We start from the raw sequence: 14423 nt of genomic DNA, 5'->3' as shown, positions 1-14423 counted from the left end.
CCATGAAAGGAGATTTCCGATTCCGGAAACAGAGTATGTTTACGAAAGGATAAATTTACCTCACAACAGTATCGAAAACTATAAATTCATAATCAAGAAACTCTAATTATTTTTTGTCAAAGGATGCGGGTATATAAAAGGCTTGTAACCCGGTTTTTTCATCAGGAAATAATCACGGTCTGTCTGGATAATCGCCGGATGACGCACCTTGATATTGACAGGCTTTCCGTTTAAGGTATTGTTCCATATATATAACTCCCGTATCTGATCAACACATGGATACTCACATACCCCATCCCCACCCCGACCCTCATGCATAAGATGCACAGGTGAAACAAAATCTCCATGAAAAACATTATCGAAAATTACCCCATCCCCACCCCGGATATTAATCCCGGCCCAGCGATGGACAGCGGAAATTCTGTTTTTATAAATCTCAAAACCCCTGCTACCCCTCTTCCATCCAAACTTGTTCCCGTGAGCGTCAACAGCATGCGATCCCAAATACCCATCAACAACAAGGTTATAACGAAACACATACCTGGAACCATTATTCGATGCTATATGATGAGCCATGGAGATCTCAGCCACATCTTTCTGCTCGAAATAATTATCCTCAACAAATACAGCATCACCACTCCCCAGACTAAAAGGCCTGCTCCACCCCATCTCTCCATCACCGAAAACCACTACGGCTGTATACCAGTTGTCAATAAAATCATTATGGTCGATTACCCCCGATGCATCACCGTGAACCTCAATAGCCCTCCTCGAACACCGCCTGAACATGCAATTATCAATACGGAAATCTCTCGGCCCGCCCTTCAGAAGTATTCCCGGCGATTCCTCAGGAGCCCTCCCCTCAAACCCTATTTCAGATATTCTGAGTCTACCCTTTACAACCATCTCCACTCTGAATAGCCAGAAATCACTCTTCTCCCCATGGGAAAAGATGGTTTTTAACTTTCCGGCCCCCTTTATAAAAACCGGCTTGACAATGACAACTGAACTGTTCAGTCTATACTTCCCTTCAGGCACAAACACTGTATCCCCCGGTCTGGCCCTGTTAAGGGCTGCCTGAAGATCCCCCTGATCCGTAATCAAAGTCCTTCCGGCTGCCCCGGACAGACCCGGTCCAAAAATCGCCGAAAGAAGAACTCCCAAACCAATAACCCCGTGTATCACTGCTTTGAACCCTTCCAACCTATCCTCACACTCCTTCTCCATCCGTCAACAGCAGCAATCCAGAGATTATCTGCGATCCTGTGAGCATCCAAATGATGCATCCGTTTGGCATTCCACCCTTTTCCGCTGCCCTGAAGAACCGGATTGCCCTCCCAGGATACTTCACTGTATTTCTCAGGAGTCAATTCAACAATAAGAAACCCGTTCACTTCCAGTCCGTATTCAGATTTACAATCCTGTGTCAATCTGAGGAGAGTATCTCCAAGAGCAATGACTCTCCCCCCAGGACGCGCATACCTGGCATCCCGCACCACCAGAGGACTGCCGGGATGCTCATGCCATGTACCCTGAAGTGAATCTGAAAAGAAAAGACGAAGAATATCATTGGTCTCAGACACAAAGATCCACCAGTAATCATTGTGTCTGAAAACCGAAGGATCACTGAAATTGCCCTTTATCAGAGTCTTTACCGGCCTCCACTCACGCGGAAACTTTTCTGCCTTGTAAAGAGTTACAGCAAAAGCGCTCTTGCTCTCAGGAACCATGTAGTACTCTCCCTCCCATTCAAACACATAGGGATAAGAGAGATGAAACGGCTCATCGAGCACTATCCTGTCATACTTCCACTCCTTGCCATCAACACTTGATGCCAGGCCGATATCACCCTGCTCTGTCTCCCTGTTCAACACCTCGAAAAACATGTACCACACCCCGTTTTCCCTCACCATAAACGGATCAGCGACAAAATCCGCCGGTACATCGGAAACATCACGAAATGTAAGAACGGGATTGGATATCTCCGGATGAGGTGCTAAACTGAACGGAGAATCCCCCGAGTATACCCCAATTGCATACTCACCCTTTGATATAAAAAACGGAATCTCATACAACTGACCAATCGAAAAACCCGTAAGAAAAAGCGATGCAAAGATAATCAGCAATGGGATTCTGCCGATGGGCACATCTGTTTTCCTCTTTTTTCGCAAATACCTGATACCACCGGATTTCTTGTCTTTCGATATCACGGTCTCTCTTCCCGATGAAACATCAGAACTCATCGTTTTTCCTCCCCCCTTGCCGTTAAATTCGACTTCAATTCAGGAAACCAGCGCCATCTCCAGTCTCGCCAGCGCCTTATACATAGTTGCCTGCCCCCAGTGAAGCATAGGTGTTTTGGCCTTTATCCCCGGAAGCTGCCTGAAATAGAAGTAACCGGTCTTGTCCTGCATATTCTCTATTGTCCATCTGGCCACCTTAAGCCCCAGCTCCAATGCATCGTTGTCAAAATCGGAGAAATAGGAAAGAGTGTCTATTGCCTGAGATGCACACTGGATATCCACCGGATAAACCCGGTTATGATAGTACTTGGGACGGCCGCTGCTTTCAAAGAAATTGTTCTTGAAATAAGCAAAACCCCTGCGCAGATTTTCACTATAGGTCTTATCCTCAATGTTTTCCAGATAACACTTCAAACTATCCAGGTTATAACCTGTATGGAAATTATCTATCCACCTGGTCTTCTCTCCCTCCCCATAATACCAGGAGCCGTCAGGTCTCTGACGTGTACAACTGTAACGCATGGCACTTGCAGCCACAGAGAGCATCTCCTTATCTCCGGTAATCCTCCCCAGCCTGGCCAGAAAAGCAGCTCCAAGCATGTTGGAATTGTGAATAGAACTCTGAGTATAGGCTACGTAGCTGATACAATCACCACTCTCTGTCTTCTCCCTTGGAAGATCAAGTATCCAGCCGCTTACATCAACAGCCCAGTCCAGATATTTCTTCTCATTCAGCAGTTCGTATGCATCAATGAGAGCCTGACCGATCAATGATGTCCACACGATTATAGGCTCGAATCTGGGGAGCCGCCCTGCCCTGCTTGTAAAATCGAAATGATTCCCCCATGATGGCTTCTTGTAAGCGGGTGCGGTATTGTTCATCAGCCATTCAAAACACACCGCTGCTTTCCAGGCGTATTCTTTATCGCCTGTCACTTTGCACCTCTTCAGATACCCCCATGCCATATACCCTCTGCCCTTTGTCGATTCCTTTCTGGTCACACCCAGAACGGGCCTGAGATTGATGGGGCACTGACGGACAAGCTGCTGCAGAAGCCTCTCAGCGAAAATATTGCCGAATGTCAAAGGCCTTACAAACGATGAGAGCCCGTCAAAAGGCTCGTACCCCCGGTATTCATTCTGCTCCACCCATCTCTCAACCTTCAACAGACTCTTCTCTATGAAAGATCTTGCCGTATTCACCTTTTCCCTCCATCTGGTTTTTATTTGCGTTTTTTCCCCTGAAAAGAACTCTGCCGAAAATTCCCCTGAGTCGAGCCATCTGCTCTGCCCGATGAAAACGTATCAGCTCTGCAGGAAGAGGACTTTCTGTACGACTGAGAAAAGACCAGAAATATCCCGCCAGAAGATACAGACCTGCAATCACATAAGGCTTTTTACTCATCTGGTAAACACCCCTGAACAGTTCCCACAAAGGATGTCCCCCCAGGTAATGATCTTTACGACCATGATTAAACCGCGACATGAGAAAACCACTGGATCCGGTACCCATCTTTCGATGATGAACAAAGGTTTTCTCCTTGAATGTCCTTGTAACCCACCCTCTCATGCGGGCACTTGTCACCGCTGCCCAGTCTATCCCTCCCCCCTTTATGGGAATGTAACCCCCTATCTGCTCGAAACACTCTCTCCGGAAAAGCTGACAAGCACCGGAAACATGATCCAGATTTGCAAACGCACCCTCACCGGAACGATATCCCTGCTCCTGGAAAGGAGTACCGGCTACACCAAGCGATGGAATCAGGGCAAATTTACTCATAATAAACTCGAAATAATCAGGCGGAAACGTCACATCAGCATCGACATTACCGATTACATCGTAACTGCACCCCTCAAGCAGCGCATACCCGGCATTGAAACTGTTTACCTTTGATGCAAACTGCCTGTCCCTGTGCTCAGGCATCCTTAAAAGTTCTATCCAGGCAAACCTGCTTTTGTACCCCCGCACAATCTCATCGGTACGATCAGTTGACCCATCACTTACTATGATCCACCTCTCAGGCAAATGACTCTGAGAGATAACCGACTCGATCGTAGCACCGATAAAGGCTTCCTCATTCCGCGCCGGTGTAATAAGCACATATTTCAGACGTTCTACCATGGCTCTGCCTTACTTCCCAACAGATATTTACTTGTGGTATTTACATTCCATGAAAGAAGCGCACAGAGAGCATTTTTACATATTGCTCAGGCAGCCTCCTCACTCTCCCCTGCCAGAACCGGCTCATCCCAGTCCTCTCCCCCACTTTCATCCTCATTTAAGAGTACCTGCTTCCCCAATGCACCCTCAGGACACTCCTCAGGAACCTGGATCGCGATAAGCAGAAAGACTACCCAGAGAAGTGAGGTCGGCTTGATAAATGAACTCTCGGTATAGTTATAGATCAGAATCATGATAAACATCACCAGTCGAAACCGCCCCCAGTCCGAATTAAAAGCGATACTGCGAACCATGCTCCTGAAAGTGGAGATACAAACAATGCCAAGAAGAATAAGCCCGATTACCCCCAGGTCTATGTAGACATCGATAAACCCATTGTGTGCCTGTCCCGGACGCCAGGAGAAGATCTCCCAGAGCTGATGCCCCAGGCTGCCTATCCAGAATCCTCCGTACCCCGCCCCCAGAAGCCATCTCTCCTCACCGATCTTGAGCAGCTCATCCCAGAGAAAAGTCCTGCCGGTAAATGTGGGATCACCGCCTGTGGAGGCCACTATGTAGGGAACCAGATCTGCCCTGGCAAAATGCTGCGTAAGTACATTCCCCACCAGAAACCCAAATACCAGCACCAATGCAACATTTCTGATAAGCCTGGCGTTTGTCCCGGCAAGCTTTACAAGAAGCAGTATTGCCGTACCCACAAGAAAGACAGTCAGTGATGTACGGCTGGTGGCGGTCTTGGACCCATTGAGAAGCCAGAGCGCAAGAAGCATCACCGGAATATCAAACAGCCTGGTCTTGAAAGCACGTGAAAAGAAAATCCAGGCCAGGAAAAACGCACTCACACACACAAGCTGCCCCAGGCTGTTTTTGTGCGTGGTTACCCCTATCCACATCTCAAAAGCACCGGAGCTGTCGTAGCTTACTCCCAGATGACGGTAATACTTTACAAACAATACTGACAAAGGAATCAGTAGATAGGACCAAACCCGAATCAATCTCACAATCGCAGATGTAAAATCGATCTCGGTGATAAGTACTATAACCATCAGTAAATCACCGATGGTGCGGATCCAGCGCTTGAAGGAAACCATCGGGAACCCGGACCAGAGAACACTCATACCCATAAAGAGGTAAAGAATCAAAAGCCACCGGTTCCTGCGTACAAACTCACCCCAGTCGATATTCCTGAAACAAAGCACCATCACCGCCAGCATCTCAAGCACAATAAAAAAGTTACGGTCAATAGCGCTTCCCTTCAGATAGTCCATCTCAGTATCTGAGATCATCGTCATATCGGGACTAAGCCAGTAGGTGATACCCCGGGATGCTACCCTGAGAAACCAGATCAGAGGAATCAGAATAGCAGGGGAGATACCCTTTTTTTGGTTCTGCTCTATCATAGGGTTTCTTTTCTGTGAATTCCGGATTTATAGAGTAGCAAAATACCGGCCTCTCAGGTGGAGGTAAGAGAGTCAACGATGTTTAGATAAGTGTATTTGCGAACCTCCCAGTTATTCTGCTCCATATACCTGAAAGAGTTGGCCACAAGCGTATCCCTCAGCCTCTTATCCTTCCTTAACTGCACAATACACTCCGCCAGGTCCTCCTCATCCTCGGACCTGAAAAACTTCACCAGACTCTCATCGAAATAGTGTGTATGAACCAGAGTATCTGAAGCAATAACAGGAATACCCACATACATAAACTCCAGTATCTTTGTACTGAACGCCTCATTTCCAAAAGAACGCTTGAGCTTGGGCTCCACACCAAGATCCGCCCCGGCAATAATCTGAGGCAGTTTCTCTATGGGAACAATATTCCTGAAGAAAATTCTGTCCTGTAAACCAAGTGTTTTCACCAGATCCTCAAAATACTGCTGATCAGTCCCTTTACCGTAGATATGAAACTCCAGATCAACGACACGCTCCCTTATAAGGTCAACAGCCCTGATCGCAGTTTCAAGCCCCTGATGAATACTGAGAGTCCCGGGGTAGATCATGATAAACTTCTCCCCCCTTCCACCCTGCTTTCTCACCCTGAAAATCGAGGGATCCGGATAATTCATCACCACCGTACACTTGCGGGCTGAAACAGAACGGGCTATAAGTCGCTGATGCCAGATATGGTTTGCCACTATCACATGATCAGCAAATGCCATTGAGAGCCTCTCAACCAGAAGAAGCATCTTGAAAAGAGGGGAAGCAGTGGATGAATTAAATTTACTTATGAAAAGTTCCGGGACTATATCATGGATATCCAGAACCACCTTTGCCCCCAGAAGCTTCGCTCCCAGTGCAGCAAAGACCTCAAAATCGGGTATCGAATGTACATGGATAAGATCGTACCTGTGTCTGATATGCAGATAAGTGAGGCGGAAAAATGACCTGATCAGAAAAGTAACAAGCTTCAAAAGATACTCTATCTTAAACCGCTCATTGATCGTCCGTCTCTGCACCTTGTAAACATTTACACCTGATACATTGGTGAAGGATGCCGCACCGTCCTGACGAAGCACTATCGCATCGACTGTATCTCCCCTTTTTACCAGCGTCTCTGCATACCTCCGGACCCGGTTATCACCCTCGTAGTATGTATAAGCCACCATACATATTCTCATTTGTCGCACCTCATCTGTTCTTCTCTGACCGATGGGACTTCCATGGTAGACTTAATAAACGATGCTACCTGGCAGGGAAGAGCATTCCAGAACTGATTCTCATAATGGCTCTGAACATAGCTCAGAAAATCTTTGTATAACTGCACCGGATACTCCTCCTCACCCCACTGATTGTTGAAATTGATATAGTCCGGATGAGTATTAAGCAGGGCCATGCCGCCCTTCTGTACAATCCAGTCAAGCTTCTTCTTCCATATATCAATTGACTGCTCCCTCATAAGCGTAAAGAGAGTAAAATCCTGCACTAGAGTGTAGGGAATCTCCACATACCCTCCCCTGGGACCCGGACAACTTACCCAGAAAGGAAAAATCGTACCCACACCATCAGGCTGAGGCTCAAAAGGATCTGTGTCAAAAGTGGAGAGATCATAGAGAAGATCAAGCTCTCCTATCCACTCCAGATTATGATGCATGGCGCCGGCCCTGAAACCCTGGGCGTTCCAGTCCCTCAGGTAGTGATTTATCCTCTCAGCACACACCTGAAAACTCATCCTGGAACTGAACAGTTTCCCGTCATGCCTCAGATCATGAACCCCCACCTCAAAACCCCTCTTTACCAGATAATCCCTCAGTGCAGGAGAAACATCATAGCGCTCCGGAACCAGATTGAAACTGGATCGCAACCCGAACTTCTCCTCAAGTGACGCCACCATGCAGCATCTGTCCTGCCCCTTCTCCCGCTCCACATCATGGGTTAAAACCAGTGCAAACCGCTTCCCATCCGGCCACTCCTGCCAGTTTAAAGGAGCCACACCGGCACGGGGATCGATAGGCCAGATATCTTGACAGATATTTCGCAGGTATTCCACTCTTTTTCTGCGCAGGTAAATCTGCAGCCTGCGGGGCATAAGCGGCTTCAAGGTATAGTATAGACCAGTCAATGACATTTCCAATTCCTGACTCAGTGTATGTATCTGGAGTAAAATTCAGCTATAGTCTCGATTACTTTTTCCTGCTGTACGGATGATAGAGAGGGAAACATGGGAAGAGAGAGAATCTCCTTTGAGAGCTGCTCACTTACCGGAAAACTTCCCGAACGGTAACCCAGGCTGCGATAAGCTTTCTGCTGATGAAGAGGTACGGGGTAGTGAAGCCCGGTGTCGATCCCCTTCTCGGAGAGAAAGCCCTGAAGCATGTCCCTCTGAGGAGTCCTTATAACATATAGATGATAAACGGAACGGGCCCATGATGGCTCAAAAGGAACAATAAGAGATGAGATCTCAGAGAGCATGCGGTTATAGCGGGATGCTACAGCCTGCCTCTTCTGGTTCCATTCTTCCAGCCTCTTGAGCTTGACACTTAATACCGATGCCTGAATACTGTCCAGTCTCCCGTTATAGCCTTCCATCTCGTGGAAATATTTCTTCGCCTGCCCGTGATCGCGCAGCATGCGTACAGTCGATGCTATCTCGGGATCATCGGTGGTAACCGCGCCACCCTCACCAAAAGCACCCAGGTTTTTCCCGGGATAAAAACTGAATGCCGCAGCCTTTGCCAGCGCCCCGGCCTTTATCCACTTGCCCCCAAGGCTGTTGGAGTAATACTGCGCCCCGTGTGCCTGACAAGCATCCTCTATTACCGTAAGTCCAAATTCATTCGCTATCTGATTAACAGAATCCATGTCCGCTGTCTGACCATACAGATGAACCGGGATTATGGCTCTAAGAGGTTTGCCGCTCGATGTATGGATTGTTTCACCAGTGAGATCATCCCTGAAACAGTTCTTCTCCAGGTATTCCCTCAGTAGTGAGACAGAGATATTGCTTGTCTGAGGATCCACATCCACAAATACCGGCGTGGCACCAGCCTGGGTGATCGCCTCTGTGGTGGCGATAAAAGTATTGGGGACAGTTATCACCAGATCCCCTGCCTTGACACCCGCAGCCATCAGCGCAAACCTCAGGGCATCGGTACCGCTGCCAACTCCCACCGCAAACCGTGTCCCGCAGAAAGAGGCAAATGCACGTTCAAATTCCTCCACTGACGGACCGCTGATAAATTTTCCGGAGTGTAGAATTTCACGGAAAGCAGCCACAAAATCCTGTTCCATTTCCCGATGCTGGGAATTGAGATCTAAAAAGGGAACTCTTTCAGCGCTCATCGATCCTCCTTAGAAGTTTTGCTGGATTTCCTGCAACTATCGTTCCGGGAGCAACATCTTTGGTCACAGTGCTCCCTGCCCCCACTATCGCCCCCTCACCAACAGTTACCCCGCAGAGAATGGTGGAACCGGAGCCTATCGAGGCACCTCTTTTTACCAGTGTGGGAATCACCTGCCAGTCCTCCTCGCTCTGAGGCTTGCCGTCAGAGTTTGTAGCCCTGGGATAGAGGTCGTTAATGAAAGTCACCGAGTGGCCGATAAAGACATCATCCTCTATCACCACACCCTCACAGAGAAACGAATGGCTGGAGATCTTGCAGTTTTTCCCCACAAATGCACCTTTCTGTATCTCCACAAAGGCCCCCAGCCTGGAGTTATCACCTATACTGCATCCGTAAAGATTAACGTAGGGGGCGAGCCTGACATTCTCGCCTAACTTTACATCAGAGGAAATCTGCTGAAAGCTCATCTTCGACCTCGATTTTCATGATTGAAGAATTACCTGATTTCAAGTATGGATTAAGATTTTATGGTTATTATTTTTCCTGAACCTGTATTACCCCATTTTTACCGCACGGATATGATAGACAATCACACAGAATTTCACTCTGAAGTGATCTCTATCGGGCGACCCTGATTTCTCAATGAAAGGTCACACGCCTCCAGCATCTTGACCACCGCAAGTCCGCTTCTGCCGTCACTTATCGGAGCCCTGTCATTCTCTATGCAGTCGATAAAATGCCTGCACTCAAGCTTTAAAGCCTCGGTTCCCTCAACCTTTGGAGCCCACATGTCCCCGGCCCTGTAACTTACCAGTATGTCGTAGATCCCCTGCCTGTTACTGGCCTCTACTCCCTTGTCGTAAACCTTAAGCTTCTCATCAGCATTTAGATCATTCCACACAAGCATCTTCTTCTCCCCACCGATAAGAGTTGTCCTCACTTTCACAGGAGAGAGCCAGTTTACAGAGAAGTGTGCCACGATATTGGTGTTGAAATGCACTGTTATATAGGCTATATCCTCCAGAGTATTTACATGCGACTGTCCCCAGGCGGAAAGCGCCGCGGGGGATTCGCTTATAAGGTAAGACATGATGGAGAAGTCATGAGGAGCAAGGTCCCACACCACATTGACATCGTGCTGGAAAAGCCCCAGGTTGACCCTTATGGAATCGTAGTAGAATATCTTTCCCAGCTCCCGCTCCTCTATAAGCTGCTTTATCTTCCGTACCGCGCCGGTAAAGAGAAACGTATGGTCAACCATGATCTTGAGATTTTTCCTCTCAGCCAGCTCGATAAGACTTATGGCCTGCTGCGATGTGGCAGTAAAGGGCTTCTCCACAAAGACATGCTTTCCATTCTCCAGTGCCATGCTGGCAAGCTCATAGTGGGTAGAGACCGGAGTCACTATTGCCACAGCATCGATATCCGATGCCTTTATAAGCTCCGTGGGGTCGGTGCTTACACGCAGGGATGGGTTTGCGGATGAGAGCCTGGAGATCACCTCTGAGTTCCTGTCACTGACACCAACTACCCTTACCCCCTCCAGGGCACTGAAATTCCTTACTATATTGGGTCCCCAGTACCCGTAACCGATAACTCCTATGCCAAACATCACTTGCTCCTTTTCAATAGGCCCCCCTGGCGCTTATCAAGGCCAACGGGGTTTTTAAAATCAACTTAAGATCTGTAAGAATCGAACGGTTTCTGCTGTACTGAAGATCCATCCGCACCATGCCATCGAAGGTGGTGCTGCTTCTCCCCTCTACCTGCCAGATACCGGTTATTCCAGGTTTACATTCCATAAGACGCCGGATATGCCAGAGACTGTACTGGGCAGTCTCGTAGGGGATAGGAGGACGGGGTCCCACAAGAGACATATCCCCTTTAAGCACATTTAGAAACTGCGGAATCTCATCCAGGCTCGTCTTGCGCAGAAATCTCCCCAGTGATGTCACCCTGGGATCCTGACTTATCTTATAAACCTTCTCCTCCTTTATCTCCCCCCTTATAAGACGCGATACATACTCCCTGTGAAGCGACTCATCACTGTTTATGTGCATGGAGCGGAACTTAAGAAACGTAAAGAGCTTTCCGCCCTGCCCGACTCTTTGCTGACGAAAAAATACCGGCCCCGGTGAGCTAAACTTTATAAGAACAGGGATAAGAATAAAAAAAGGAGAGAAAAGAAGTATCCCCAGGGTGGCCCCCACTATATCGAGAACACGCTTTGCAAAAAGAGGAAACTTCTTTACCCTCGATTTGTCCGTCTCAGGATAGAAGGTAAGGAGAATCTCTCCGGATGAAACACTGTTACTTATCGGAAAACTGTAAACAGAGATCTCCACCTGCCCCCTCACCCATCCGCCCAGAACCTCCTCTATCTGTTTTCTGATTTTCGCAGAAATCACATCCTGACCCTGCCCTGCAAGCCCGGTAAAGATAACCCCTAAAACCCGCTCCCTCTCATACCATCCCCGGATATCCGTCTCCCGTACCCTCTCCCCCAGCACCTGCATTATCTTCTGTATAGCTATCACCCCGGAGAAATTCTTATCCCTGAGAAGATCGCTGATATCAATAAGAGCCAGCACAAACGGGGCTCCCGACCTCTCGGTCCTCTTGCGCTCCATAGTGAGCATCTCACGAAACCTCTCCTCAGGCAAAAAACCATAGAGACCAGGATTGACAAGATTCCCTGAAAAGGGTCTCCCGCCACCTACTTGCATACTTCCTCCCTTTACATTGGGGGATCTTACAGGCGTTTCTCTGATTTATTAGGTGAGCAAAAGGAAGGCCAAATAATTTCTTTTAAGAATTTATGCCTTCAGAACAAGGCAGAATCTATATACGCGCTCGCTTCCGCTACCCCTCAGTAAGCAGCGAATGTAAAGCCATTAAACTTCCCTTCAAAACACAGATAATCTTCGCAGGAAACACTTTCACCCCTCTGCTATTCCTGTGAAACAGAAACCCAGTGACCTGGCCGTCCACAGAAACTTCGATTGTTCCATCGTTCCTGTGAAAACAGGAACCCAGTCCTGACCAGATCCTGTACCTGTCTGCCGTTCATCATTAAATTGTGGAAATCCACCATTCTAAACATTTATCTTACTATATCAAGTCTCAGTTAAATCCATGTCACACTCAAAGGAGTATCCTTTATGGAGAAAAACTGCCTCTTCTGCAAGATAATCCGAAATGAGATCCCTGCTCAGAAAGTCTTTGAGAACGATTCCATGGTGATAATAAAAGATATAAGCCCCCAGGCACCCCACCATTACCTGGGCATCCCCAAAGAACACTACCCCGGCATACACGACATACCCGAGGGAAAAACAGATATTCTGGAAAAACTCTTCAGCTCCATTTCCGAATTTGTGAAAAAAGAGGGATTGGTGGAAAAGAACTACAGACTGGTAATCAATTCCGGAGAGAAAGCGGGTCAAAGCGTGGACCACATCCATGTTCACATTCTAAGCGGCAGAGCCATGGGGTGGCCACCTGGATAAGCTAGCAGACCAGTGCCGGGTCAACCTCGTCTATTAAAACATGTGTGCTCTGGTCTTCAGTATTATACCAGAAAAACAGAAGGTTATCCTGCATTGTAAAGCAATCCGTCAGATGCTCCTTGTGGGAACAGGGAAAAATCTTTCTGTGCCGCTTTGATGCCCTGTTTATCAGACGGAGTTTCAATTCATCCATAACTCTTCCTTTAACGATTAGTTATATCCCAGACTCATTGATCTGACCGCCTGCTCACCCTTGCAGATACAGTGATGAACAGGCTTTTGGGTTTTGATTTCCGCAGGATAAGAGCGTGTCCTGCGGAAATCAGGAATAAATCACTGCATCTGCTTGCGCAAAAATGTCGGAACATCCATATCGTCCTCATACTGGGTTATTACACTCCCCTTGGAAACATAAACCCGCTCTTTACGGATAGCTTCCTTCTTGAGAAACGGAGGAAATTCGATCGAATTGCCGTTGGAAGGCTGATGCGATGCAGCATCTTCAGTAACAGATACTTCCGTGTTCTGCTCATTTGCACTCTTTGGCTGCTCAACTGCTGCAGCCGGCGCCTCGGCCTTCTCCTGAACCTCTGCTTTGGCAGGCATGGAAAGAGAAATTGACATCTGCTCTACACTTTTTTCCGCATCCCTTTTCTGACCCGGAAGCTTTAAAGCCATCCTGGGAGCAGCATCCCTCTTCTCCAAAGTTTCTTCATTGAAACCGGTAGCAATAACAGTAACTCTGATCTTACCGTTCATGCTCGCATCTGTAACCGCACCGAAGATAATATTCGTTTCGGAATCCTCACCAACTGCATCGTAGACCGTCTGAGTAGCATCGCTTACATCGTAGAGTGTCATATCCTCTCCACCTGTAATATTGATCAGTATTCCACGTGCGCCGGTAATCGAGATATCGTCCAGAAGCGGGCTGTGAATAGCACTGTCCGCAGCCATAACCGCCCTGTTTTCTCCTTCTGCATACCCTGTTCCCATGAGAGCGTCGCCCATACCCTTCATGATCGTCTTCACATCGGCGAAATCGAGATTGACCAGACCATGAACAGAAATCAGGTCAGAAATACCCTTGGTCGCCTGATAGAGAACATCGTCGGCTGTCTTGAAAGCATCGATCAGGGAAGTGCTTCTATCAACAATAGAGAGCAGTTTCTGGTTCGGTATCACTATGATTGTGTCAACCGCATTCCGCAGATCATCGATCCCCTTCCGTGCATTCCGGTCACGCACCTTGCCTTCAAAAAGGAAAGGACGTGTAACGACGGCGACCGTAAGAATTCCCATCTCCTGAGCGATCTCCGCCACAACAGGCGCTCCTCCGGTTCCGGTACCGCCGCCCATTCCACCGGTGATAAAAACCATATCCGCTCCGTCAAGAACAGAAGCGATCTTGTCTCTGTCCTCTTCCATTGCAAGACGGCCCACTTCCGGATTGGCGCCTGCTCCAAGACCCTTTGTCACCTTCTCTCCGATCTGAATCCGGTGAGCTGCCTTGTTGTTGTCAAGTGCCATCGCGTCAGTATTGACAGCGATAAACTCAACACCGGTGAGACCCGCGGAAATCATGCGGTTTACTGCATTTCCTCCGCCTCCCCCCACGCCGATAACTTTCATCTTCGCTACGGTATCAAACGTCTCGTCTAACGTGAAAACCATAAGCCCCTCCTGAGGTTTATTGTTAATAATTGGTG

14 protein-coding genes are annotated in these 14423 nt (G+C 48.0%); 1 reads left to right on the top strand and 13 read right to left on the bottom strand.

Translation table 11 applies throughout. The features are described 5' to 3' along the window. Positions 1-102: 102 nt before the first annotated feature. The 11 genes from GX089_10615 to GX089_10565 all read right to left on the bottom strand — a co-directional run bounded on the left by GX089_10615 (position 103) and on the right by GX089_10565 (position 11721). Positions 103-1203: a hypothetical protein gene (locus GX089_10615; GenBank protein NLP02938.1), complete on the bottom strand. Its 1101-nt coding sequence runs from the start codon at positions 1201-1203 to the stop codon at positions 103-105. Beyond that, a complete protein-coding gene (locus tag GX089_10610) occupies positions 1182-2171 on the bottom strand; it encodes a hypothetical protein (GenBank protein NLP02937.1) in 990 nt (329 codons plus the stop codon). Before GX089_10610 ends, GX089_10615 begins: the two co-directional genes overlap by 22 nt. A 111-nt stretch (positions 2172-2282) precedes the next feature. Further along, on the bottom strand, positions 2283-3446 hold the full coding sequence (locus tag GX089_10605; protein ID NLP02936.1) for a hypothetical protein: 1164 nt from the start codon (positions 3444-3446) through the stop codon (positions 2283-2285). After that, positions 3400-4365, bottom strand: coding sequence for a glycosyltransferase family 2 protein (locus GX089_10600; protein ID NLP02935.1), 966 nt, complete (start codon positions 4363-4365; stop codon positions 3400-3402). The genes GX089_10605 and GX089_10600 overlap by 47 nt, the downstream gene beginning before the upstream one ends. Before the next feature lie 86 nt (positions 4366-4451). Beyond that, entirely contained in the window at positions 4452-5825 is a 1374-nt protein-coding gene (locus tag GX089_10595; protein ID NLP02934.1) for an O-antigen ligase family protein, read from the bottom strand. 53 nt (positions 5826-5878) lie between these two features. Next, the gene (locus GX089_10590; GenBank protein ID NLP02933.1) at positions 5879-7042 is read right to left on the bottom strand and encodes a glycosyltransferase family 4 protein; all 1164 of its coding nucleotides are present in this window, start codon (positions 7040-7042) and stop codon (positions 5879-5881) included. Then, complete coding sequence (locus GX089_10585) at positions 7039-7989, bottom strand: hypothetical protein (protein ID NLP02932.1); 951 nt, start codon at positions 7987-7989, stop codon at positions 7039-7041. Before GX089_10585 ends, GX089_10590 begins: the two co-directional genes overlap by 4 nt. Before the next feature lie 14 nt (positions 7990-8003). Then, entirely contained in the window at positions 8004-9203 is a 1200-nt protein-coding gene (locus GX089_10580) for a DegT/DnrJ/EryC1/StrS family aminotransferase (GenBank protein ID NLP02931.1), read from the bottom strand. After that, positions 9193-9672: an N-acetyltransferase gene (locus GX089_10575; GenBank protein ID NLP02930.1), complete on the bottom strand. Its 480-nt coding sequence runs from the start codon at positions 9670-9672 to the stop codon at positions 9193-9195. Before GX089_10575 ends, GX089_10580 begins: the two co-directional genes overlap by 11 nt. 134 nt (positions 9673-9806) lie before the next feature. Then, the gene (locus GX089_10570; protein NLP02929.1) at positions 9807-10817 is read right to left on the bottom strand and encodes a Gfo/Idh/MocA family oxidoreductase; all 1011 of its coding nucleotides are present in this window, start codon (positions 10815-10817) and stop codon (positions 9807-9809) included. 13 nt (positions 10818-10830) lie between these two features. Continuing rightward, positions 10831-11721 carry a sugar transferase gene (locus GX089_10565; GenBank protein ID NLP02928.1) on the bottom strand — a complete coding sequence of 297 codons (891 nt, stop codon included), beginning with the start codon at positions 11719-11721 and terminating at the stop codon, positions 10831-10833. Between the two features lie 645 nt (positions 11722-12366). On the opposite strand from GX089_10565, the gene GX089_10560 reads away from it, so the two are divergent. Further along, complete coding sequence (locus tag GX089_10560) at positions 12367-12714, top strand: histidine triad nucleotide-binding protein (GenBank protein NLP02927.1); 348 nt, start codon at positions 12367-12369, stop codon at positions 12712-12714. 1 nt (position 12715) lies between these two features. Here the strand turns inward: GX089_10560 and GX089_10555 are convergent, their stop codons facing one another. Both GX089_10555 and ftsZ read right to left on the bottom strand, forming a co-directional pair. Continuing rightward, positions 12716-12907 carry a hypothetical protein gene (locus GX089_10555; GenBank protein ID NLP02926.1) on the bottom strand — a complete coding sequence of 64 codons (192 nt, stop codon included), beginning with the start codon at positions 12905-12907 and terminating at the stop codon, positions 12716-12718. Positions 12908-13047: 140 nt separating this feature from the next. After that, positions 13048-14388, bottom strand: coding sequence for a cell division protein FtsZ (gene ftsZ, locus GX089_10550; protein ID NLP02925.1), 1341 nt, complete (start codon positions 14386-14388; stop codon positions 13048-13050). Between the last annotated feature and the right edge of the window lie 35 nt (positions 14389-14423).

Source organism: Fibrobacter sp., assembly GCA_012523595.1.
In the GTDB taxonomy this organism is placed as follows: domain Bacteria; phylum Fibrobacterota; class Chitinivibrionia; order Chitinivibrionales; family Chitinispirillaceae; genus JAAYIG01.
This window is presented reverse-complemented; position numbering and strand designations above follow the sequence as displayed.

Coding starts and splice junctions, on each gene's coding strand:
- GX089_10600 (NLP02935.1), bottom strand. CDS start 4,365: ATGGTAGAACGTCTGAAATATGTGCTTATTACACCGGCGCGGAATGAG.
- GX089_10595 (NLP02934.1), bottom strand. CDS start 5,825: ATGATAGAGCAGAACCAAAAAAAGGGTATCTCCCCTGCTATTCTGATT.
- GX089_10590 (NLP02933.1), bottom strand. CDS start 7,042: ATGAGAATATGTATGGTGGCTTATACATACTACGAGGGTGATAACCGG.
- GX089_10585 (NLP02932.1), bottom strand. CDS start 7,989: ATGTCATTGACTGGTCTATACTATACCTTGAAGCCGCTTATGCCCCGC.
- GX089_10580 (NLP02931.1), bottom strand. CDS start 9,203: ATGAGCGCTGAAAGAGTTCCCTTTTTAGATCTCAATTCCCAGCATCGG.
- GX089_10575 (NLP02930.1), bottom strand. CDS start 9,672: ATGAGCTTTCAGCAGATTTCCTCTGATGTAAAGTTAGGCGAGAATGTC.
- GX089_10570 (NLP02929.1), bottom strand. CDS start 10,817: ATGTTTGGCATAGGAGTTATCGGTTACGGGTACTGGGGACCCAATATA.
- GX089_10565 (NLP02928.1), bottom strand. CDS start 11,721: ATGCAGGTGCTGGGGGAGAGGGTACGGGAGACGGATATCCGGGGATGG.
- GX089_10560 (NLP02927.1), top strand. CDS start 12,367: ATGGAGAAAAACTGCCTCTTCTGCAAGATAATCCGAAATGAGATCCCT.
- GX089_10555 (NLP02926.1), bottom strand. CDS start 12,907: ATGGATGAATTGAAACTCCGTCTGATAAACAGGGCATCAAAGCGGCAC.
- ftsZ (NLP02925.1), bottom strand. CDS start 14,388: ATGGTTTTCACGTTAGACGAGACGTTTGATACCGTAGCGAAGATGAAA.